This window comes from Rhodococcus sp. WS3, from assembly GCF_003797085.1.
Taxonomy (GTDB): Bacteria; Actinomycetota; Actinomycetes; order Mycobacteriales; family Mycobacteriaceae; genus Rhodococcus_F; species Rhodococcus_F globerula.
The window spans coordinates 2,472,449-2,494,002 of record NZ_RKMA01000001.1; the positions used below are offsets into that span (position 1 = coordinate 2,472,449).

Annotated in this window: 22 protein-coding genes; 12 read left to right on the top strand and 10 right to left on the bottom strand. The window is 62.0% G+C overall.

The window, feature by feature from the left end; all coding sequences use genetic code 11:
- Window positions 1-86: 86 nt before the first annotated feature.
- Window positions 87-821, top strand: coding sequence for an MBL fold metallo-hydrolase (locus tag EEB13_RS11215; protein WP_033237071.1), 735 nt, complete (start codon window positions 87-89; stop codon window positions 819-821).
- Window positions 822-942: 121 nt separating this feature from the next.
- Complete coding sequence (locus EEB13_RS11220; protein WP_141485274.1) at window positions 943-2,217, top strand: T3SS (YopN, CesT) and YbjN peptide-binding chaperone 1; 1,275 nt, start codon at window positions 943-945, stop codon at window positions 2,215-2,217.
- An 11-nt stretch (window positions 2,218-2,228) separates the two neighbouring features.
- On the opposite strand, the gene EEB13_RS11225 is transcribed toward EEB13_RS11220, so the two are convergent.
- The 7 genes from EEB13_RS11225 to EEB13_RS11255 form a co-directional block, all read right to left on the bottom strand.
- On the bottom strand, window positions 2,229-3,065 hold the full coding sequence (locus EEB13_RS11225) for a mycofactocin-coupled SDR family oxidoreductase (RefSeq protein ID WP_033237069.1): 837 nt from the start codon (window positions 3,063-3,065) through the stop codon (window positions 2,229-2,231).
- 118 nt (window positions 3,066-3,183) lie between these two features.
- A complete protein-coding gene (locus tag EEB13_RS11230) occupies window positions 3,184-5,343 on the bottom strand; it encodes a transglycosylase domain-containing protein (RefSeq protein WP_141485275.1) in 2,160 nt (719 codons plus the stop codon).
- A 112-nt stretch (window positions 5,344-5,455) separates the two neighbouring features.
- Window positions 5,456-5,665 (bottom strand): hypothetical protein, encoded by a 210-nt coding sequence (locus EEB13_RS11235; protein ID WP_045065941.1) that lies wholly within the window; start codon window positions 5,663-5,665, stop codon window positions 5,456-5,458.
- 54 nt (window positions 5,666-5,719) lie between these two features.
- A complete protein-coding gene (locus EEB13_RS11240; RefSeq protein ID WP_033237066.1) occupies window positions 5,720-6,556 on the bottom strand; it encodes a carbohydrate ABC transporter permease in 837 nt (278 codons plus the stop codon).
- Window positions 6,553-7,731, bottom strand: coding sequence for a carbohydrate ABC transporter permease (locus EEB13_RS11245; RefSeq protein WP_033237065.1), 1,179 nt, complete (start codon window positions 7,729-7,731; stop codon window positions 6,553-6,555). The genes EEB13_RS11240 and EEB13_RS11245 overlap by 4 nt, the downstream gene beginning before the upstream one ends.
- Window positions 7,732-7,751: 20 nt before the next feature.
- The gene (locus EEB13_RS11250; protein WP_033237064.1) at window positions 7,752-9,041 is read right to left on the bottom strand and encodes an ABC transporter substrate-binding protein; all 1,290 of its coding nucleotides are present in this window, start codon (window positions 9,039-9,041) and stop codon (window positions 7,752-7,754) included.
- Window positions 9,042-9,210: 169 nt separating this feature from the next.
- On the bottom strand, window positions 9,211-10,284 hold the full coding sequence (locus EEB13_RS11255; RefSeq protein ID WP_033237063.1) for an ABC transporter ATP-binding protein: 1,074 nt from the start codon (window positions 10,282-10,284) through the stop codon (window positions 9,211-9,213).
- Between the two features lie 113 nt (window positions 10,285-10,397).
- Between EEB13_RS11255 and EEB13_RS11260 the strand changes: the two genes are divergently transcribed.
- From EEB13_RS11260 to EEB13_RS11270, 3 genes are all read left to right on the top strand, one after another.
- A complete protein-coding gene (locus EEB13_RS11260) occupies window positions 10,398-11,234 on the top strand; it encodes a DUF2786 domain-containing protein (protein ID WP_033237062.1) in 837 nt (278 codons plus the stop codon).
- Between the two features lie 57 nt (window positions 11,235-11,291).
- The gene (locus EEB13_RS11265; protein WP_233366399.1) at window positions 11,292-11,735 is read left to right on the top strand and encodes a TIGR04338 family metallohydrolase; all 444 of its coding nucleotides are present in this window, start codon (window positions 11,292-11,294) and stop codon (window positions 11,733-11,735) included.
- Window positions 11,736-11,796: 61 nt separating this feature from the next.
- Window positions 11,797-12,165 carry a helix-turn-helix domain-containing protein gene (locus EEB13_RS11270; protein ID WP_045065952.1) on the top strand — a complete coding sequence of 123 codons (369 nt, stop codon included), beginning with the start codon at window positions 11,797-11,799 and terminating at the stop codon, window positions 12,163-12,165.
- Window position 12,166: 1 nt separating this feature from the next.
- Here the strand turns inward: EEB13_RS11270 and EEB13_RS11275 are convergent, their stop codons facing one another.
- Entirely contained in the window at window positions 12,167-12,754 is a 588-nt protein-coding gene (locus EEB13_RS11275) for an ATP-dependent Clp protease proteolytic subunit (RefSeq protein ID WP_033237105.1), read from the bottom strand.
- 5 nt (window positions 12,755-12,759) lie between these two features.
- On the bottom strand, window positions 12,760-13,368 hold the full coding sequence (locus tag EEB13_RS11280) for a ClpP family protease (RefSeq protein ID WP_033237059.1): 609 nt from the start codon (window positions 13,366-13,368) through the stop codon (window positions 12,760-12,762).
- Between the two features lie 226 nt (window positions 13,369-13,594).
- Here EEB13_RS11280 and EEB13_RS11285 point away from each other — a divergent pair, with 226 nt between their 5' ends.
- The 7 genes from EEB13_RS11285 (at window position 13,595) to EEB13_RS11315 (ending at window position 19,805) form a co-directional block, all read left to right on the top strand.
- The gene (locus tag EEB13_RS11285) at window positions 13,595-14,296 is read left to right on the top strand and encodes a Clp protease N-terminal domain-containing protein (RefSeq protein WP_033237058.1); all 702 of its coding nucleotides are present in this window, start codon (window positions 13,595-13,597) and stop codon (window positions 14,294-14,296) included.
- 58 nt (window positions 14,297-14,354) lie between these two features.
- Window positions 14,355-16,031, top strand: a complete 1,677-nt coding sequence (locus tag EEB13_RS11290; RefSeq protein ID WP_141485276.1) for an FAD-dependent oxidoreductase — start codon at window positions 14,355-14,357, stop codon at window positions 16,029-16,031.
- Window positions 16,028-16,381 (top strand): ferredoxin family protein, encoded by a 354-nt coding sequence (locus EEB13_RS11295; RefSeq protein WP_033237056.1) that lies wholly within the window; start codon window positions 16,028-16,030, stop codon window positions 16,379-16,381. The genes EEB13_RS11290 and EEB13_RS11295 overlap by 4 nt, the downstream gene beginning before the upstream one ends.
- The gene (locus tag EEB13_RS11300) at window positions 16,378-17,379 is read left to right on the top strand and encodes an ABC transporter substrate-binding protein (protein ID WP_141485277.1); all 1,002 of its coding nucleotides are present in this window, start codon (window positions 16,378-16,380) and stop codon (window positions 17,377-17,379) included. Before EEB13_RS11295 ends, EEB13_RS11300 begins: the two co-directional genes overlap by 4 nt.
- Entirely contained in the window at window positions 17,376-18,221 is an 846-nt protein-coding gene (locus tag EEB13_RS11305) for an ABC transporter permease (RefSeq protein WP_045065957.1), read from the top strand. The genes EEB13_RS11300 and EEB13_RS11305 overlap by 4 nt, the downstream gene beginning before the upstream one ends.
- Entirely contained in the window at window positions 18,218-18,946 is a 729-nt protein-coding gene (locus EEB13_RS11310; RefSeq protein ID WP_141485278.1) for an ABC transporter ATP-binding protein, read from the top strand. Before EEB13_RS11305 ends, EEB13_RS11310 begins: the two co-directional genes overlap by 4 nt.
- A gap of 64 nt (window positions 18,947-19,010) precedes the next feature.
- The gene (locus tag EEB13_RS11315) at window positions 19,011-19,805 is read left to right on the top strand and encodes an LLM class F420-dependent oxidoreductase (RefSeq protein WP_141485279.1); all 795 of its coding nucleotides are present in this window, start codon (window positions 19,011-19,013) and stop codon (window positions 19,803-19,805) included.
- Window positions 19,806-19,858: 53 nt separating this feature from the next.
- On the opposite strand, the gene EEB13_RS11320 is transcribed toward EEB13_RS11315, so the two are convergent.
- Window positions 19,859-21,550, bottom strand: coding sequence for an acyl-CoA dehydrogenase family protein (locus EEB13_RS11320; RefSeq protein WP_141485280.1), 1,692 nt, complete (start codon window positions 21,548-21,550; stop codon window positions 19,859-19,861).
- Between the last annotated feature and the right edge of the window lie 4 nt (window positions 21,551-21,554).

Consider the following 21,554-nt stretch of genomic DNA (forward strand, 5'->3'; position numbering starts at 1 on the left):
CCTCCACTATTCCAGAGCCTTGTGCCCGGACTGAGCGGCGAGAAAGCTGGAGATCACGGAATTACAGCCCTGATCGGAGCACAGCGATGAGCACAACGATCACCGAGATCGCCCCGGATATCTACCGACTCTCGACCTTCGTTCCGGAAGCGAACCTCGCGATGAACCAATTTCTTGTCGACGGTGAAGAACCACTGCTCTTCCACACCGGGCAGAGAGCGCTGTTCACATCGTCGTCCGACGCACTGTCCCGTCTCCTCGACCCAGCCCGGCTGAAATGGATCACGTTCGGTCATGTCGAAGCCGACGAGTGTGGGGCGATGAATTCGTGGCTCGCCGCAGCCCCCGGCGCGCAGGTCGCGCATTGCGCAATGGGGTGCTTCGTCCAGGTCAACGATCTAGCCGACCGAATGCCAGTTCCGTTGCAGGACGGCGATGTTCTCGAAACAGGCCGCCGACGCGTACGCCATATCGACACTCCACACGTCCCGCACGGCTGGGACGCAGGTCTGATGTTCGAGGAGACAACGTCGACGTTGTTCTGCGGTGACCTGTTCACCGCGTTCGGACCCCCGCCCGCAACAACCGAACAGGAAATCGTCGGCCCCGCACTTGCGGCCGAGGATCTGGGGCATGCAACAGCCCTGACGCCGGCGCTCGCACCCACCATCCGCGCCCTCGCCGACCTCGAACCACGAATTCTTGCCACCATGCACGCACCGACCTTCTACGGCGACTGCGTCGGCGCCCTCCACGATCTGGCGACGGCCTACAAAGAACGATTCGACAACGAAACCGAAAAATTTTCTCGGATGGACTAAGCGCCTCGCTGAAGTTGTCGGCCTCAACCGCTACTCTCACGCCAAGGGCTTGACGGCAGGGGTTCACAAAACGTCGGCAAGCCCCTTGACCGGTAAGAACCCCACCCGTGAAGGAGCGTCGATGTCGGAGCACACTTTCGATCTCGAGATCACTGCCGCGTGGACTGCATTCGGGGCTCGTGTGTCTCGATACATCGCGGCAATGCAAGACAACGACACCCTGGTCGTGGAGTCGCAGGACGACTCGCAAGACAACCTCGACTACGCCCCCGCCTGCATTCAGTTCTTCGCGTGGGACCAGACCCGCGTCAGGTGCGAGGTACCGTCCAATCAGTTCCTGCACCCCTTGCGGATGCTTGAACCCGAGGATCACGAGTCGCTGATCGGCTGGGGATTCAATCGCCCCGACCAATGCGAGCACGACGCCACCGGCAACGGCTCCATGTCCTTCTACGTCGACGTCGATCGTTCCCGGCCCGACGGCGTGGTCGCCCAAGCACTGCGGGTGCTCGGTGACATGTGGAGCATCGCGCACCCAAGTTTTCTCCGTGTACAGGTGAGCGGCCGCGAAGATATTCCAGCCTTCGACAGCGGTCAGACTCAGGCCAGCGAATACGATTCGCTGAACGAGTTGGTCGACAACGCCCTTGGCCGGCTTCTCGACTACACCCCCGAGCGTGACGACGACGGCGACATCCCGCTCGTTCGCGGCGAGCAGATCACGTATATCCGCGTGCTCGAAGACGACCAGTACGTAGAAGTGTTTTCGCGGGTTGTTCACTCGATACCCGACACAAACCATGCCGCTCTTGTTCTGTCCCAGCTCAATCGACAGTGGCCCACCATCAAGCTCATCCTGGTGGAACAAAGCGTCCTCGGCGTCGCCAGGGTCGATGCTGCTCCGTTTGCACCCGATCATCTACTGCGAACGATCCGATCCTTTGCCGAACTGGCCGACGCATCGGAAGAGCTCGCCGAAGAGCTTGGCGGGCAACCTATTCGAGCAGACGGGGAGTTCGCCGCCACCGATGGATCGGACAGCGACGGACTCAGCGCGGTTTTTGACGGATCGGCCGTCGAATGGCACGAGTGCTTCGAGTTTCCGCCCGCACTCATGTCCATCCTCGAACTCGACGCCGACCAAAGCGGGGGACTCACCGCCGACGACGTCGCAGAAATCTGCGGACGCGACCGCGACACCATCCTCGAGTATCTGCGCATCAGTCAGGAACAGGAAGCCGAGTGGCATAACGCCCTGACAAACGCTGTCGCAGTCGGCGGCGAAGATATCGAACTGTGCACCGGCGAGAAACTCGCGTGGACTAATACGATTGCCCACCTACGCCAAGCACTGCGCGTTGTCGTTCTTCCGCGAAAAGGTAGCGGCACGCAGTAACTCAGACGGAATCACTTGATGACCGAACCAGCGTCAACCGGCAATTGAACCCCGGTGACGTAGCGTGCGGCATCACTGACCAACCACAGAATGGCGTTGCTGACGTCGCTTGATTCGACCCACCGGACAGGGAGCGCATTCGAACTTCGGAACGCGTCACTGACATCATCGAGAGTGATCTCGGATGGCTTCTTGTCCGGGCGGAAAAGCGCGTACGTGTATTCGTTGTGAATCATGTCGGTGTTGACGCCCGTCGGGTGTACCGAATTGACCCTGATCATGTGCGGCGCAAGCTCGTTCGCCAGCGACTTCATCAGGCCAACCACGCCGTGCTTGGCAGCGGCATAGTGTGCCAGGTTTCCCAGGCCCTTGATCCCGGCAGTGGAACTGGTGAGGACGATCGCGCCACCGTCGCCGTGTGCCTCGAGATGCGGCAGCGCGGCCCTCACTGTCTTGAACACACCGGTGAGGTTGATCGCGATCATGTCGTCCCACATGTCGTCGGTGAGGTTCTCGGCCGGAGCGAAACTCGCGATGCCCGCGTTTGCGAGCACGATGTCGAGGCGTCCGAGTTGCGAAACGCCCTCGTCGACTGCGGCTCTCAAGCCGGCTGAATCACGAACATCGGTGTGGGTGGCAATAATTCGACGACCCAGTGCTTCGACCTGCCGAACCGTCTCGTTCAAATCTTCGGCAGTGGCCAGGGGATATCCCACTGATCCCACCTGATCGCACAGGTCGATCGCGATGATATCCGCGCCCTCCTGCGCCAATGTTGTTGCATGAGAGCGTCCCTGACCCCGCGCGGCACCGGTGATGAAGGCAACTTTGCCGTCCAGCTGACCCATTCGACTGCTCCTTCGACCGTGCGACGACGCCCGAGTGCATTCTGCAACTCGCGCATCACGTTACGTCACCGCCTGTCGCCAGGTAGGCGATCTGCGAAGATCGCCGCTCTGCAAAAGGTCAGCCGGGCAACGGAATGACGATGCCGGGAAGGATCTCGATCGAACGGGGCCGCTGCGGGATCTGCGGAATCTCGACCGGCGGCAACCCCGGAATGTTCAGCGTGGTGGAAGGCGGGGTAGCTGCCCCAGTGCTGCGGTCGTTCGGCGACGTCGCACCGGAGTTGGCGGGAACACCGGCCTGTCCACCGATCGGATCCGGCCACGGGAAGGTCTCGACGTCGGACCCCTTGAGAGCGCCGTCCATGGTGCTCTTCCAAATATCGGCCGGAAGCCCCGAACCGTAGATCAAGCCGCCGTTGTAGTTGGTGATGGCTTGGGCATCGGAAGTGCCGATCCACACCGCCGTGGACAAGGACGGTGTGTAACCGACCATCCAGGCGTCCTTGTTCTGACCGGTGTCACCGAGCTGAGCGGTTCCGGTCTTCGAAGCAACGGCGCGACCACCGGCCAGCGCGTGTCCATTGGAGTACGACGCGATCGGCAGCATCGCCTGCGTGACGTTTTCGGCGACGGCAGCGTCGAGTCGACGCTCACCGGGGGAGACCGGACGATCGAGTAGAACTTCACCTTCGGCCGTCACCACCTTCTGGATGAAGTGCGGCTGCTGGTAGACCCCGGAGTTGGCAAGAGTTGCATAAGCGGACGCCATGTCGATGACGCGGGACTGATACTGCCCGAGCACAATTCCGTTCTCCGGCGGGTCACCCTCCTGGGTCAGGGTGGGGTAGTCGAGCCCAGGAATTCGCTCGGGGATACCGGCCAGGTGAGCCGCGTCGGCGATCTTCTGCGGACCGTTCTCCATCGACAGCATCAGGCGGTAGAAGCTGGTGTTGAGCGAACGCTTCAGCGCTTCCGCGATGGTGCAGGTTCCGCAGGATTCACCGCCGACGTTTCCGATGGTCACACCATTGATCGTGAGCGGCGAACTGTCGAAGCGGGCCGAGAGCGGGATGTCTTCCATCAACGCGGCCACCAGTCCGAAGACCTTGAACGCCGAACCCGTCTGCAACGGCGCCTGGGCGTAGTCGAAACCAGCGCCGTCCGTGCCGCCGTAGTAGGCGGAAACTCCACCGGTCCGTGGGTTGATGGATACCGCCGCGGTTCGCAGTTCCTCCGGTTCTCCGTCGAGGTTCTTGCTCACCGCGTTGAGCGCGGCTTCCTGCGCCTGAGGATCGATAGTGGTCGTGATCTGTAGGCCTGCCGTGTTCAGCGTCTCGTCACTGATACCGGCTTCGGCAAGTTCCTTGAGGACCTGCGTCTTGATGTGGCCTTCCGGGCCGGGAGCCTGATTCAGATCAGTGGGGCGGTTGGCCGCCGCGACAACGGGAAACGTCATCGCCTCACGATCCGCCTTGGCGAGTGTCCCCAAGTCGGCCATTCCGTTGAGCACGTAGTTCCATCGCGCTTCGAGCGCGGGCAGATTGGTCTCCGGATCGAGGAACGAGGGACTCTGGATCACGGAAGCGAGAACAGCGCCTTCGCCGACGGTCAGGTCGCTGACCGGCTTGTCGAAGTACGCATTCGACGCCGCTGCGATGCCGTACGCACCGCGTCCGAAGTAGATGGTGTTCAGGTACGCCGCGAGGATGTCGTCCTTGGACCACTCGCGCGCCATCTTGGCGGAGATGACAAGCTCACGCATCTTTCTGTCGATACTGCGCTTGTCGCCGACCAACACGTTCTTCACGTATTGCTGGGTGATGGTGGAGCCACCGCCGGCGCTTTCCTTGCCCATGATGTTGTCGCGGGCCGCGCGCGCGAATCCCGAAATCGAGAAGCCAGGGTTGGTGTAGAAATTGCGGTCCTCGGCGGAGAGGACGGCGTCGCGAACATGAATCGGAATGGCCGACAACGCAACTTCGGTGCGGTTGCCCTCCGGGGGAACCACCTTCCCGAGCACGGTGGTGCCGTCGGCCATGTAGATGGTGGAGACCTGCTTGGTCTGCATGTCAGCGGGACGAGGAACCTCCGTGCGGCTGTAGGCAACAGCAAACACCGACGCGGGCACGATGATCATGAGCAGTACGAGCACGTAGATCGTCCGCCGGACGAACCGCCACTTGGAGCGCTTCTTCTTGGCCGGTTTCCCCGGGTTGCCGGAGCGACGCGAAGTCGATGCAGCACCACCTGCCGCATTCGATCTGTTCGATGGACTCACTTACACACTCCCGGTCGGGGACATGACCTCACAGCATCATTGCACCAGGGTGTTGTCTCGATCAGATAACTCCCGGCAACTGCGATACCGAAACGTCACACTACCGGGAGCTCTACTGCCGACGCTCCGCGCGAACCGCTTTCCGGTATCCGCGGTACGCAAAGCCCAGCGCAACGACGCAACCGAGCAGCACCAGCGACGGCGTCACCCCTGGGTCACCTTTGACGATTGCGACCACAGCGCTGATCAACGCCATGAGAGCAAACACCGAGATGAAGCCGGCGATGAGCTCCATTCGCTGGGCGCGCGAAGCCCGCCTCATATGCACCACGCGCGCGAAGCCCGTCTCATATGCACCACGCGCGCGAAGCTCGCATCACGACTTGACGCCGCCTGCGGTCAGGCCTGCGATGATCCGTCGCTGGAAGATCAGCACCATGATCACGAGGGGGATCATCACGAGGGTGCCACCAGCCATGATGGAGGTGTACGGCGTGACAAAGGGATCGGTGCCGGAGAATTTGGCCATCGCCACGGTGACGGGCGCTGTTTTGTCGCTCGAGAGCTGCAGTGCCAGCAGGTACTCGTTGACCGTTGCGATGAACGCGAGGATCGCGGTGGTGAACAGTGCCGGCGCGGCGAGCGGCAGCATGATCAGCCGGAAAGCCTGGCCGCGGGTGGCACCGTCGATGCGCGCGGCTTCTTCGAGTTCCCAGGGGAGTTCGGAGAAGAAGGAGGTCAGCGTGTACACCGTGAGCGGTAGGACAAACGAGATGTTGGGAATGATCAGCGCTTTGTAGCTGCCGATCCACCCGAGGTCAGTGAACATCTGGAACAACGGCGTCACGAGTGCGACGACGGGAAACATGGACGCGCCGAGGATGATTCCGGTGACGAAGTATTTGCCACGGAAGTCGAACCGCGAGAGTGCGTACGCCGTGAAGACACCGACGACCAGAGCGACAAGAGTGGTAGCGCCGGCGATGATGAGGCTGTTCATCAGAGCCCGGGTGAAGTTCACCTTGGCGTCTGGATCGAGCGCTGCCGTGAAGTTGGAGAATGTGAGGTTCTCGGGCCACAGTGAGGTCGAGAAGGTCTCAGACGGGTCACGCAGAGCCGTCACGATCATCCAGTAGCAAGGAGCCAGTCCCCACACGATGATCAGGACGACGCCGATGTAGGTGCCGATCTTGCCGCGTAGTGCCTTGTTCATACCGGCTCCCCTTTCCGCTGCTTTTCCTGCGTGCTGACCGCGTTGGCTCCGAGGAATCGGACCAGGATGAAGGCCACAGCGAAGATGATGAGGAACGTGATGGTGGACAGTGCCGATGCCGAATTGGCGCCGACGCGCATCTGATCGACCACCAGGACCGAGATGGTGGACGTGGCGGGATTGGATCCCATCATGATTGCGGGTAGGTCGTACATGCGCAGGGCGTCCATCGTGCGGAAGAGCACGGCCACCATGAGCGCGGGCTTGACCAACGGCAACGTGATCATGCGGAAGCGCTGCCACGCCGTTGCGCCGTCGACCTTGGCTGCTTCGTAGACGTCTGCGGGAATCATCTGCAGACCGGCGAGGATGAGCAGAGCCATGAACGGCGCTGTTTTCCAGACGTCGGCGACGACGATCGCGAATCGAGCCGGCCACGGATCGGCCGTCCACAGGATGTTGGTGCCGAGAATCTTGTTGGCGATGCCGTCGTTGGCAAAGATGAAGAACCACAACTTCGCGGTGACAGCGGTGGGGATGGCCCACGGAATCAGGACCGAGGCGCGCAGCAGACCGCGTCCACGGAAAGTCTTGGCCATGATCAACGCCATCGAGAGGCCGATCAGCGTCTCGAGCAGAACCGTCACGATCGTGAAACCGAAGGTATTGCCGATCGACTGCCAGAACTGCGAGCCGAGCGTGCCGGGAGGACACGGAATCGCGCCGTTCGCAGTGTTGCAGGACTGGGTGATCCAGTTCTTGTAGTTGTCGAACCACGTGAACTGACCGGTGACGAACATGCCGGTCTCTGGATCGAGTTTCTTGCCGTCGCTGTGCATCGACATCCAGATCGCGCGCCCGAGCGGGTACACGATGATGACTGCGAGCACGATCAACGACGGTGCGACAAACGCCCACGGCGGGACGCGTCGACGCTTTTTCGGCTTGTCGGCCGACGGCGGCGCCGGCATATCCGGAGGGGGCGGAGGTGTATCTGCAGAGTCAGGCAGAACCTTGGTCAGGGACATCCCTGTGCCCTCGGATACCGACGGCTCTTCGAGAGGTTCCGGCGCTCGGTGTCTCCCACCAACGCCCGAACGGTCGGGACCGGTTGACCCGGCCCCGACCGTGGGGTTGGCAGGCACAGCCGCGGAAGGATCCTGCGGTTCTGCCATTGCTTATTGCTCCTGGTAGATCAGTTACCGGCGGTTTCGATGCCGGCCTTGGTGTCCGCCAAAGCCTGCTCGACGGTCTTCTCGCCGCGAATAGCAGCGTAGGTGTTGTCGGAAATCGACTTCGACACCTGCGTGTAGTACGGCGTGACGGGACGCGGCTGCGCGGTGGCAAGCGCTTCCTTCAGTGTCGCGAAGTACGGGAACTCTGCAAGTACTGCCGGGTCGTCGTAGACAGCCGAGAGGACGGGCGCGCCGCCGACCGCGGTGAAGTACGTCTGCGACTTCTTGGTCTGCATGAACTCGAGGAAGTCGCGTGCCGTGGCCGGAGCGTCCGAGAAGGCGCTGATGCCGACGTTGTAGCCGCCGACCGTCGACGCGCCCGGTCCGTCGACACCCGGAAGGACGGTGTAGCCGTACTTGCCGGCGACCGACGTCTCTTCACCGTCGACCGAGAAGCCGGACCAGCTACGCATGAACAGGGCCTTGCCTTCACCGAAGGCGCTCTGCGACTCACCCTCGGAGTACGTCAGTGCTTCCTGCGGGATCGTGTTGTCGGCGAAGGAATCGACGATGAACTGCACGCCTTCCTTCGTCTTGTCGTCGATCGCCGGGGTGATGCCGTCAGCTGCGACCCACGGTCCGTCGTAGGCATTGGTGATCTCGGTGGTGTTGACCGTCAGACCTTCGTAGTTCTTGAACTGACCGACGTAGCAGGAGATGCCGGCTTCGACAGCCTTCGGGCAGTTTTCCTTGAGCTCGGCCCACGTGGTGGGAGCCTTCTCGACGAGGTCCTTGCGGTAGTACAGGAACGCGGCGTTGGTGTTCTTGGGCGCTGCGTAGAGCTTGCCGTTGTACGTGCCCGACGCGACCGTGGACTCGAGGAGGCCCGACGTGTCGATCTTCAGGTCACCCTCGAGCGGAGCCAGCCAGCCGTTGGCAGCAAACTGCGCGGTGTTGACGACGTCGACGCCGATGAGGTCGTACTCGTCGCTCTTGGCCTGCATGCGCTGGGTGATGTCGTCGACCTGCGCGTTGGCTTCCTTCGCCAGTGGCTTCAGGGTGACCTTCTCGTCCGGATGCTCGGCATTCCAGTCGGAGATGATGTTTTCGAGCGCCTCATTCAGGGCATCCTGGCCCTCGACGATCGTGATGGGGCCGCGGCCTTCGCTGGAGGACGATCCCCCGGATGCGGCTGTGGTGGTGGTGTCGCCGCCGTTGTCCGAATCGGACGAACAACCGGCCAGTACCAGCATCGACACTGCCGACGCTGCAATTGCAGCCCGACGCATCGCCTTCGAGTTCAGAACCATGGATTCGCTCCCCGCTTGTATACGACAAAAGACATCCCGGTAGCCGACGTCACGGCATGCGCCATGAGTGCCGGCTCCCGGCATCGGCCCCTACTGTGGCACGAGACACCCCTACTTGTTGGTATTACGGCGAACCTGAATCGTTCATGTGTCGGATTAGAACGTCGAATCAGCCGAGGCGACGGCCGTCGCTGGATGCAAAAATGTGCACCTTGCCCGGGTCGACTCGAAGATTCACGCGATCACCCTTCTGCGGCGGATTACGCCAGTCACCTCGTGCCACGATCTGCTGTGGGCTGCCGCCGATAGTCGTGCGGCCGTAGACGTAGGCGTCGGACCCGAGTTCTTCGACGACGTCGACGTCCATCGGAATTCCCGCAGCGGCAATTTCGAGGTGTTCCGGACGAATTCCGAGCACAACTTCGGTCTCGGGTGTTCCGTTCAATGTTTCACGGGAAACAGGAACAACCACGTCACCGAACGCCACACCGCGATCGGTGAGGGGAAGGGTGAAGAGATTCATCGCGGGCGAACCCATGAAGCCGGCAACAAACACGTTCTTCGGCCGGTTGTAGAGCTCCCGCGGCGACGCACACTGCTGCAGGATTCCCTTGTCGAGGACGGCGACGCGGTCACCCATGGTCATGGCCTCCACCTGATCGTGCGTCACATAGACCATCGTGGTCGCGAGGCGTCGCTGCAATTGCGCGATCTGCGTACGCGTCTGCACCCGCAGTTTTGCGTCGAGGTTGGAGAGCGGCTCGTCCATCAGAAACACCTGCGGTTGGCGGACGATGGCGCGGCCCATCGCAACTCGCTGACGCTGACCACCGGACAGCGCTTTCGGCTTGCGATCCAGGTACGGCTCCAGGTCGAGCATCTTGGCAACTTCCTCGACGCGAGCCCGGGTTTCCGTCTTGTTGGTACCCGCCAACTTGAGCGCAAATCCCATGTTCTCGGCGACCGTCATGTGCGGGTACAGGGCGTAGTTCTGGAACACCATCGCGATGTCGCGTTCCTTGGGTTCCTGACCCGTGACGTCGCGGTCACCGATGAGAATGCGGCCACTGTGGACCTCCTCGAGACCCGCCAACATGCGGAGCGTCGTCGACTTTCCACAACCGGACGGTCCGACGAGAACAAGGAACTCGCCGTCCTCGATCTGGAGGTCGAGCTTGTCGACTGCGGGGGAATTCGATCCGGGAAACAGACAGGTAGTTCCCTCGAATGTCACTGAAGCCATGACGGGTTGATCCCTTCTACCGGCAGGAACGTGCCGGACGATCCAAGTTGAGGGTGAGTGTGTGCCCCAGCAGCATAAGCGCCGCTGTCGGTATCCGGGAGTACCCTTCTGCGGTGAGTTCGGAGAAGATGTTGACCCGCATCGGTGCTCTGCTTCGTCAGGCAGAATCCACCGATAATCCCCACGAAGGTGAAGCCTTCATGGCGGCCGCACAGCGGTTGGCCACCAACTCGGCCATCGACCTGGCGGTGGCCCGTGCACACACGGCGTCGTCCGAAAAACGGGCGACGCCCACCCAACGGCTCATCACGATCGGTGAGCCCGGCAAGCGTGGCTTGCGCACCTACGCTCAGCTGTTCATCGCCATCGCGGCCGCCAACGACGTGCAGTGCGACATCGCGCAGACGTCTGCCGTCATCTTCGCGTACGGATTTGCCGGCGACATCGACGTGTGTGAGGCCCTGTACTCGAGCCTTCTGTTCCAGATGGTGCGAGATTCCGACGCGTATGTGCGCTCCGGTGCGTACCGCGGTGAAACGTCCGTGCGGACGGTCGTCGAAACTCGCGGACGACGACGCGTCAGCACTCAGGTCCGCAAGCCTGTTGCCGGAGTGACCGCACGGCTCAACTTCCAGATGGCCTATGCGGCGCGCATCGGTGCCCGGTTGGCGGAAACGAAGAAGGAGACGGAAACAGTGTCGACTGCGTCATCCTCGGAAACCGCACTGGTGTTGCGTAACAAGGAAATCGAACTCAAGGACTACTATTCGTCAAATTCCAAGGCACGCGGTACATGGCAGGGCGGCGGCCGGGCAAGTGCCGGGCATTCGTCGCATGCACGTCAGGCAGGGGACAAAGCGGCCAGATCAGCACGGCTGGGAAACCTCCCGGAGATCGGTGGCGTCAAGGGGCAGATCGGACGGGGCGAGCGAAGCGACGGGGGTAGGTGAGCGGTGAGAGATAAGCAGCAGTCCGCCGTCTACGAGGCAGAAACCTTGGTGCGCACCATGTTCGACCGCGCGGACCAGCGGGGGACACGTAGCGTCGAAGTTCTGGGATCCACCATCACACTGCCGGTCGAGCGCAAATTCGGATCCGTGGAGTCGGTACAAACGTATTGCAAACAGGTTCTTGCACTGAACTGGGTGGGGGAAACCTGGCCCCGCGCAAGTGTTTCGGTAATGGTGCGCGCCCGCGCCGGAAACACTGCCGCTCACTACTCGAATGACACCATCGCCGTCCCCGATGATCGAGACGGGCGCTGGGCGTTGCGTGAACTTGTCGTCCTGCACGAACTCGCACACCACCTCGGCAACCCCGACTCCGACGAGGCTTCCCACGGGCCCGAGTTCGTCGACCGATACCTCACGCTGGTCGACGAAATCATCGGGCCCGAGGCTGCCTTCGTCCTGCGTGCGATGTTCCTTGCCGGTGGTGTTCGAACCGACTGAGCCCTCTCTGCCCTCGGCGAACCCGGTAGTGGCCGCACTGGTCGGCTGGAATACTCGGCGTATGGATGCGCAGCGCAGATTAGTCCTGGTCAAGGGTGGGTCGGAACCGCCCAACCCGGATGCACCTGCGCGTAAGCCCCCACTGATCCGCGAAGCGTACGGACGAGTGTTGCGTGAGGTCCGACGCGATCAGGACCGGACACTCGGCGACGTAGCCGCCCAGGTCGGAATGTCGAAGCAATACCTGTCCGAGATCGAGCGAGGCAAGAAGGAACCGTCGTCGGAAATCCTGCGCGCGATCTGTGAAGCCTTGGGGATGCCGCTGGAGCACTTGCTGTTCCGATCGGGCAACAAGATAATTGCACTCAATTCCCTCACCTTCGTGCACTCTCCGGCACCGATCTCCGGCCCCGTCCTGATGGCGGCCTGAGTCAGTTCCCTTCGATCAAGCTGTCAGCCAGGCCATAGGAAATCGCGTCGTGGGCGGTGAATATCCGGTCCCGATCGGTGTCCTTTCGAAGTCGCTCGACACTCTGACCGGTGTGCTTACTCAAGATCGTCTCCGTCTGCTCGCGGATTCTCAGGATCTCAGCCGCTTGAAGCGCCAGGTCCGAGATGGTGCCGCTACCTTGCGTCGACGGTTGGTGCAGCAGCACCCGGGAATGGGCGAGAACATGCCGATGGCCCGGAGTACCGGCGGCGAGCAGCACCGCAGCAGCCGACGCCGCCTGCCCCATGCAGTACGTCGAAATCGTGGGTTTCAAGAACTGCATCGTGTCGTAGATCGCGAGCATCGCAGTGGTGGAACCGCCGGGAGAGTTGATGTACAAACCGATTTCGCGATCCGGGTTGTCGGCCTGCAGGTGCAGCATCTGAGCCATCACGACGTTGGCGACGCCGTCGTCGATCTCGGTGCCGAGAAAGACGATGCGCTCGTTGAGCAGCCTACTGAAGATATCGAAAGATCGCTCACCCGTTGGTGTTCGCTCGATGACGCTGGGAATCGTGTACTGGGACATGATGTTCACAATCCGATCTTGGGGAAGGTAGCCTGCGGTGCGATCTCGGCGAACGTCGTCACGACGCGGTCGACGATTCCGTATTCGCGTGCCTGCTCGGCGGTAAACCAACGATCTCGGTCGCTGTCTATCTCGATCTCTTCGACGGTCCGGCCCGTTTCGGCGGCCAGAATTTCCTGCGACTGACGCTTCATCAACTCGAGGCTCTCGGCCTGGATCGCGATATCCACCGCTGTGCCACCGATACCCGCTGACGGCTGGTGCATCATGATGCGACTGTGCGCCAGGCTGATTCGCTTGCCATGTGTACCGGAGCAGAGAAGCACCTGACCCATACTGGCGGCAAATCCCATCGCTACCGTCACGACGTCATTGGGGATGAGCTTCATGGTGTCGTAGATGGCGAGACCGGCAAACACCGATCCGCCGGGTGAATTGATGTAGAGCACGATGTCGCGCTTGGGGTCGGTAGTGGCGAGGAGCACCAACTCCGAGCACACGCGCTCGGCCATGTCGTCGTTCACCTCGCCGGTCAGCAAGATTGTTCGTTGACGAAAGAGCCTGTCTGTCAGCAGGTCACGATATCCGGTGTCGGTGAGGGTTGGAGTAGTCATGAATCCATTCCTACCGCCGCCGCGGCGCTGGAATCCAGATTGTCTGCTGTAGGCAGACCCGGACCTGAACCCGACGATTCGGACCAGCCTGAACTAAACCCGTGAGCAGCACTTTTCCGCCTTATCGACGGCAACTGCCATTGTCGTCGCCACGCAGTGGGGGTTATATGGGGTTATGCACATCAGTGCAGGTCAGGGTGTCGAGTTGCGAGAGAGGCCGGGGCAGATGCCAAAGATCAACGTCTATGTTCCGGACGACCTCGCGGCAGCGGTACGTGCCCGACAACTCCCGATCTCGGCGATCTGCCAAATGGCGCTTCGCGGCGCACTCGATCGCGAAGCACCCGATTCTTCGGTGCGCATCACCGAGCACATCGAGACCGATCTGCCGTTCAGCCCTCACCTGGCATCGGTGATATCCCTGGCTCCGGCCGCTGCGGCCAGAAAAGGTTCGTTGACAGTTGATTCCGAACACTTGCTGCAAGCTCTCCTCGACGAGGAAGAGAACCTCATACTGCGCGGTCTCGACCACCTCGGGCTGACCCGCGCATCCATACAGAAAACTCTCGATCTGGTGGTACCCGACAAGGCACCCGTCGACGACAGCGACGTCACGTACGGCCCCGCGGCCCGCGTGATTCTCGAAGCAGCAGTGGCCGATGCGCACTTGGCCGGAAACTCCGTCGTAAACGGCGCAAATTTGGTGTGGGCCTTGGCAAACGCTTCCACAGGATATGCCGCCGACGTCCTGGACCACCTCGGATTCTTCCAGGTGACCACTCACCAAGCCCTCGGCTTGATCGAAGTTGGTGTCGGCCACACAAACCGATATGCACCGGCCGGCCAAGCTGCGATCCTCACGGAACTCGCCAAGATCACCGACCGCCTCGCGCGCCTCGAGGCCTCTCTCTCGTCTTCGTGTAGCTAGAGCGAAAAACTCGTAGCCCCCTCTCTTCTCACGCATTCCAGAATGGAGGTGCGCTGTCATGGCGCGCTCACTCCCTCGCTTTCACGGACAGATAGTCACGGACGATTCCGAGAGTCTGCATGTGTCGACCGACGTGCTGATTGTCGGCGGCGGACCGGCGGCAACCTGGGCGGCAGTTGCCGCAGCGGAATCCGGCGCCAGTGTCACGTTGGTAGACAAAGGCTATGTCGGCGCAAGCGGTGTAGCCGCGACGGCGGGAGTCGGCCATTGGCTCGTGCCCCCGGTTCCGGAGCGTCGCGACGAAGAAATCTCGCGGCGCGAACGCTCCGGTGGTTTCATCACCGATCGAGTATGGACCGAAGCGGTTCTCGACGAGGCTTGGGAGCGAACAGCTCTCATCCCTGAATGGGGATACAAGCCCAGCGCCAAGCCGCGCAGTCCCGGCTCACTGTTCGGCGCGCGTCCCGGCGAGCGATCATTTTCCGGCGCGGCCCCGGACTACCTCCGCTTCCTGCGTGGGAAGGTCAAGAAATCCGGAGTCCATGTACTGGACCACAGCCCGGCACTGGAACTTCTCGTGGATTCCAACGGAACTGTCTCCGGGGCAACGGGTTACCAGCGTCAGGTCAAACGGCCCTGGCGCGTCGACGCCGGCGCCGTGATCCTCGCGACTGGCGGCACCACGTGGAAGAGCCACTCACTCGGCGGTGACGTGAACACCGGCGAGGGGCACTTGATGGCCGTCGAAGTCGGCGCCCATCTCTCCAGCATGGAGTTCTCGAACTTCTACGGAATGGTGCCCTTCGGAACAAGCATGGACAAGAACGGATTCTTCGTCTCCGCGTCGTACTGGGATCACCGCGGTGAACCGATCCGGTATCACGACCTTCACCAAAGCCGCGCAGAGCTTCTCGGTGCTTCTCTGCGCGGCACGATCACCGCACAGTTCACTCAGTTCGACAAAGAAATGTGGCCGGCGCTGCGCGCTGCGATGCCCAACTTCTTCATGGTGACGGACAAACTCGGGATCGATCCCTTCAACGAACGGTTCCCGATGGATTGGGTCCAAGAAGGAACTGTCCGGGGTACGGGCGGAATACACATTCTCGACTACGAGGCGTCGACGGGAGTGTCCGGCCTCTACGCGGCAGGCGATATCGCGGCGCGCGACCGCATAGTCGGCGCTGCCACCGGAGCGGGTGGCCCCAACCTGTCGTGGGCCATTGCGACCGGGACGTGGGCTGGACGCGCTGCGGCCGGATTCTCCGCACATCGTGGATTACCAACCCGATTCGATGTCGAACCGTCCGGAACCCTCGGTGTTCGTGGTCGAGGTGTCAACAGCGTCGACGACGCTGTTGACTCGATCCAGTCCGAAATGCTGCCGATCGACAAGGCAGTTTTCCGCAGCAACGACGGACTTGCCGACTCGGCTGCTCGCCTCGATCGACTGTGGGAGAGCGCATCTTCCGCCCCGATCGTCGAATACTCCGGCATGGAGGCAATCGCGCAACGCGAGAGCGCCGGAATGCTGGCGATGGGCCGGTGGGCGGTACGTACGGCCATGGCGCGCACGGAAACCCGTGGCATGCATACCCGCACCGATTTCCCTGACACGGATTCGAGCCAAGCTCACCGACTACTCAGTGGCGGGCTTGACGATATCTGGGTGGAGCCGGATACCGAATTACCCCGTGTTGGTATCACATTGGCCACGCAGGGGAGTGCGTCATGATCGAGATCATCAACGCCGACCGCTGCACCACGTGCGACATCTGCGTCCGGATCTGTCCGATGAACGTCTTCGAAGCCGTCCCGGACGCCCCTCCCGTGATCGCCAGACATTCGGACTGCCAGACGTGTTTCCAGTGTGAGGCGTACTGCCCGGCCGACGCCATGTTCGTCTCGCCCTCACGCACACCGGAACCGCAGGGCTCCGAGTTCCTCGACGAAGAGCACCTCCTCGGGCAGAACCTGCTCGGGATGTACCGCGAACGCGTCGGGTGGCGCAAATCGTCCGCCCGCCCGACACAATCCACAGCCGACTATCACCAGCTTGCCCAGAATGCCAGGAGAACACCATGACCATCCGCACTCGCACCAAAAGCCTTGCCGCACTGCTGGGAATCGCACTTCTCGCAACGGTGACCGCGTGCTCGTCGACCTCGGAAGCCACCGAGGGTACGTCGGCGTCACTGGTTCCGTTGACAGTGGGCGCTCCGTGGAACGGTGCGGCCGGTAAATCCCCCACGGACACAACCTCGTTCGGTTACGCCGTCCACGAGGGTCTGGCACAACCGATTCTCGAGAAGTACGGATTCGAGTACAAAGCCTTCGTCGGCTTCAACAACGGTCCGCCGGTGGTGCAGGCATTGCAGACGGGCGACGTACAGGTCGGCCTGATCGGTGATACACCGGCCGTTCAGGCCAAGGCCAGCGGAATCGACGTGCCCGCCTTGGTGATCGACAAGCCCGCGTCCGATATCTGGTTCCTCGGCCGAGAAGGTGGAGTATCGAAAATCGAAGATCTTGCCGGAAAGAAGGTGGGACTCCAATTCGGCTCCAACTTCGACAAGTACGGACGCGCCGTACTCGAACGTGCCGGTGTCGCGGATCAGGTGGAGTTGGTGAATCTGCTCTTCGCCGACGCGCTTCCGGCCCTGCAGCGCGGCGATATCGACGCCGTTCCACTTCCCGCGACGACGGCCGGCATCTGGCGCAAGCAGATCAACTTCCCCATTCTGTCCAAGGCGAGCGTCGACGACCCCGATCTGCTGGCCACCAGCGTCGCCCTGACTTCGCGTGAGACTTTTGCGGCGAATCCCGAACTGGCAAAGGCGGTCTGGGAGGTCATTCAGGCCGGAGACAAAGCAATCGATGCGAACCACGACGGCTATGCTCAGTTCGTTTTTGATGCCACCGGCTCACCGGTAGATGTGGTCAAGGAAGCAACACTGTGGAATTTCCAGAGCGAACCAGTTGATCCGGACGGATTGAACACGGTGCGTTCGACGCTCGACTTCCTGGTCAAGTCCGGTAAGGCCCCCAACGCCTTCGACGTCACGACCTGGGCAGTGTCATGAGTGTGGAAGCACCGGCACTGCCCACGGTGAGAGCACCTGAGCATCTCGCGCCGGCACCTACCCGTCGGCGACGACGCTCACGATTGACCGATGTCGCGCTGCGCGCAAGCGTCCCGGTTGCACTGCTCGCCTTATGGGCAGTGGGATCGGCGACCGGCAAGATCGACGAGAAGACCTTCCCGTCGCCGTGGTCGGTGTGGTCCGCATTTGTCGAACTGCTGACGACAGGGGTTCTGTGGGAGAACCTTTCGGTATCGCTTGTCCGTGTTGCCATCGGATTTGCCATCGGCGGGGCACTGGGACTATCGCTCGGTATCATCTCCGGCCTGTTTGCTCTGGCCGACAAACTCCTCGACCCGACGCTGCAAATGCTCCGCACCATCCCGTTTCTCGCAATCACTCCGTTGCTGATCCTGTGGTTCGGCATCGACGAACGCCCCAAGATCATCATCATCGCAGCAGCAGCACTGTTTCCGCTGTACATCAACACTCACAGCGGCGTGCGAAACGTGGATCGCAAGGTCATCGAAGCCGGACGAGTGTTCGGGCTCCGTGGCATCGGGTTGATCCGTCAGGTAATTCTGCCGGAGATGATTCCGTCGGTGCTTGTCGGACTGCGGGTCTCGCTGTCGGTGTCGCTTCTCGCGCTCATCGTCGCCGAGTTGAGCAATGCCCCCAAGGGCCTGGGTTTCCTGATGACCTCAGCTCAGCAGTATTTCCAGACCGACATCCTGGTGGTTGTCGTGATCATCTACGCAATCTGGGGGTTGTCGGTCGACCTTCTCGTTCGAGCTATCGAGCGAATCCTGATGCCGTACAAGCAATGGGGGAAGTCCGCATGAGCAGTCGAGACACCGGTGTACGCGCCAGTGGCATCGTCAAGACTTTTGGTGACCGCACAATCCTGGACGGTTTCTCGCTCGACGTGCAACCGGGGGAGTTCGTTGCACTCCTCGGAGCCAGCGGCAGTGGCAAGACAACCTTCCTGCGAATTCTTGCCGGCCTCGAGGGATACGACGCCGGAGAGGTACAGGCACCAGATGCGCGGACGGTCGTCTTCCAAGAGCCTCGCCTCATAGCGTCGAAGCGCGTCCAGGACAACGTCATACTGGGTCAGCGTGCTACCCGGAAGAATCGCGAAGCCGCAACCGCTGCGTTGGCCGAGGTGTCACTAGCCGGGCGCGAACGGGCTTGGCCCACAACCTTGTCCGGGGGCGAAGCGCAGCGCGTCGCATTGGCCCGGGCGTTGGTACGCAACCCACAATTGTTGTTGCTGGACGAGCCGTTTGCGGCACTCGACGCGCTCACCCGACTCCGCATGCAGGCCTTGGTGGCGGAACTGTGCCGCAAACATCGTCCGGCAGTGCTGCTGGTGACTCACGACATCGACGAGGCAATCCTGCTCGCGGATCGTATTGCGGTGTTGCGCGACGGTCGTTTGAGCATCCTCGAAAACGTCTCGTTCGCGCAGCCGCGCAATCCAGCGCAACCGGGGTATACAGCTCTGCGCACTCGCCTACTCGAAGAACTGGGGGTCCACGAGTCGGTTGGTGCTGCCCACACGTAGCGGCAACCGGGTCTTCCCGGCCATGATGAAGGGAGTAACCATTTCCTCTCGGCAGGAGCGCGGCATGACTCGTCCGGTACGCATCGGTGTTCAACTCCAACCCCAGCACGCACCCGACTACGGGCTGATCCGCGACGCGGTTCTGCGATCAGAAGACGCGGGGGTCGACATCGTCTTCAACTGGGACCACTTCTACCCGTTGACCGGCGATCCCGACGGAGCCCATTTCGAATGCTGGACCATGCTCGGGGCCTGGGCCGAGCAGACCGAACGTGTGGAGATCGGCGCCCTGGTCACGGGGGGTGGCTACCGCAATCCCGATCTGCTGGCCGATATGGCGCGAACCGTCGACCACATGAGCGGTGGACGCCTCATCCTCGGCATCGGCGCCGGCTGGTTCCAGAAGGACTACGACCAGTTCGGCTACGACTTCGGCACCCCAGGTTCACGGCTGAAACTGCTCGGCGAGTACCTGCCTCGCATCACACGGCGACTGGCCGGTGGCAACCCGCCGCCGTCGCGCAATATCCCGGTTCTGATCGGCGGTGGCGGAGAGAAGAAGACCCTGCGACTGGTCGCCGAGTATGCCGATGTGTGGCACAGCTTCGGCGACCGCGAGACGCACCTGCGCAAGTCCGACATCCTGGCCGATCACTGCGCCGCTGTCGGACGCAATCCCCTGGATGTGGAGCATTCCGCCCCGTGGCCCGGATTGGAGAACGCCGCCGACCTGGTGGCCGACGGCGTCACTCTCTTCACAGTCAGTTCGAGCGGACCGGATTACGACCTGACAACCCTCGTCGAGGCAATCGGGTGGCGCGATGAGAACACCGCTCCTGCGTTGAGTGGTTTGGCCTGAAGGCCTGTGCGCCTTTTTGGTAGCGGGAACTACCAGAAAGGCGCACGGGGCGGTTACGCCCTAGCGAGAATCCCTGCGAAATCTGTTCCCACCGGCAGGGTTCCGTACTCGTGACCACGATCCTCGCCCAGTCGAGCGGCAATGAACGCCTCCGACGACGCGGCCGGCGCGTAACGCACCATCAGCGACGCCTGCAACGCGAGCGCCATGGCTTCGACGACAGTCCGAGCCCTCAGCTGCGCGTCAGCGGGTGCCATCGTGGCGAGCTCACCGAGCTGGCGTCGTACCCGGTCGAGGTGCTGATCGAGAACCGGGTTGTTGCCACGGGCGAGGTTGACCTCGTGATCGAAGGCGGCGACGGAATCGGGTTCACGAGTCATCGCGCGCAATACGTCGAGCGCGATGACGTTGCCTGAACCCTCCCAAACGGCCATGACGGGCTGTTCGCGGTAGCGACGAGCCAGCGGGAAGTCCTCGGTGTACCCGTTGCCACCCAGGCATTCGAGAGCCTCGTACGAGTGATGCGGGCCGCGCTTGCAGATCCAGTACTTCGCGACGGCTGTCGCGAGACGACGGAACGCCTTTTCCTGCTCGTCGGCGTCGTTGTCCTGTGCCCGTGCCAACCGGAGTGCGGTGATGGTCGCGGCCTCGGATTCAAGCGCCAGGTCCGCGAGCACCGACGTCATGGCAGGCTGATCCGCCAGGACGGCACCAAAAGCGCTGCGGTGACGTGCGTGCCACACTGCCTCAGCGACCGACTGCCGCATTCCGGCGGTACTGCCGAGAATGCAGTCGAGACGCGTCTGCGACACCATCTCGATGATGGTCCGCACACCACGGCCTGGCTCACCGATCATGGTGCCGACGGTGCCGTCGAGCTCGATCTCGGATGACGCGTTGGACTTGTTTCCCAGCTTGTTCTTCAGACGCTGGATGCGGAAGACGTTGCGCGTGCCGTCGGGCAGGATGCGCGGGAGCAGGAAGCACGAAAGACCTTCGCCTGCAGCACCTTCAGCCTGAGCCAGCACGAGGAAGGCGTCGGACATCGGTGCCGAGCAGAACCACTTGTGGCCGGTGAGCAGATAATCGGCACCCGGACCGCCGCGGCCCGCGGGCTTCGCGATGGTGGTGTTGGCGCGTACGTCGGAGCCGCCCTGCTTCTCCGTCATGGACATACCGAAGATGGCGGATGCCTTTCCGGGGGCGTCCAACTCGGGCGTGTAGCTGCGTGAGAGTGCGCGCGGCGTCCAGATGGCGGCGACATCAGGCTGCAGCTCGAGCGAGGGGATTACGGCATGTGTCATGGAGATGGGGCACGCATGACCGGGTTCGACCTGGGAGAACAGCATAAATGCCGCTGCGCGAGCAACATTGGCACCGGGCTTGGGGTTTTCCCACGCCGAGGTATGCGCTCCGTGAGCGACCGCGGCCGAGATGATGCGGTGGTACGACGGGTGATATTCCACCTCGTCGATGCGGTTACCCCACCGGTCGAAGGTGTGCAGTTCGGGGATGACGGTGTTTGCCAACTCGGCATCGTGCTGGAAGCCAGCACTGCCGACAAGTTCACCGATTCCGGTCAGTTCCTCTGTTGCCCAGTTTGCATCATGGCGTACGACGCCTTCCGCAAGCACGGTGTCGAGAAGGAACTCGTTGACGTCGGTACGCGGCACCGACTGATTGAGCACCGCATGTGTGCGATGCGGGGCCGGATGCGTGACGGTGTTTTCGGAAAGTTCAGTCATGACA